Annotated in this window: 4 tRNA genes; all 4 read left to right on the plus strand. The window is 51.5% G+C overall.

What is annotated here, in order from left to right:
• Positions 1-64: 64 nt before the first annotated feature.
• The 4 genes from AMS66_RS02170 to AMS66_RS02185 all read left to right on the plus strand — a co-directional run bounded on the left by AMS66_RS02170 (position 65) and on the right by AMS66_RS02185 (position 395).
• A tRNA-Ile gene (locus AMS66_RS02170) sits at positions 65-138 on the plus strand.
• Between the two features lie 28 nt (positions 139-166).
• Positions 167-242, plus strand: a tRNA-Ala gene (locus AMS66_RS02175).
• Position 243: 1 nt separating this feature from the next.
• Positions 244-319: transfer RNA gene (locus AMS66_RS02180), tRNA-Asn, on the plus strand.
• Positions 320-323: 4 nt separating this feature from the next.
• Positions 324-395: transfer RNA gene (locus AMS66_RS02185), tRNA-Glu, on the plus strand.
• The last annotated feature ends 131 nt before the right edge of the window (positions 396-526 follow it).

Below are 526 nucleotides of genomic sequence, written 5' to 3' on the forward strand. Positions count from 1 at the left end.
CTGGGAGAGTAGGACGTCGCCAAGCGAAACCCCTTTGGGGTATTTTTTTTCGATATTTTCATAAGGGCCCTTAGCTCAGTTGGTTAGAGCGCACCTCTGATAAGGGTGAGGCCGGTGGTTCGAGTCCACCAGGGCCCATAGTAATACCAGATGTACTAAAGTGTATGGGGCCATAGCTCAGCTGGGAGAGCGCCTGCCTTGCAAGCAGGAGGTCAGCGGTTCGATCCCGCTTGGCTCCACCATTCCCTGATAGCTCAGTTGGTAGAGCACTCGACTGTTAATCGAGTTGTCACAGGTTCGAGCCCTGTTCGGGGAGCCATTAAGGCCCGTTGGTCAAGGGGTTAAGACACCTCCCTTTCACGGAGGTAACAGGGGTTCGAATCCCCTACGGGTCATATCTATATTTATTAGCTTAAAAAAAGGGATGAGAATCCCAAAGGTTCGTCGGAGGATAAGCTTCGTTAGCAATGGCTTCGCAGTCTCGAACGAAGTGAGAGTATCCCCTACGGGTCATATATATGGAGGC

Origin of the sequence: Paenibacillus xylanivorans (genome assembly GCF_001280595.1) — a bacterium.
In the GTDB taxonomy this organism is placed as follows: domain Bacteria; phylum Bacillota; class Bacilli; order Paenibacillales; family Paenibacillaceae; genus Paenibacillus; species Paenibacillus xylanivorans.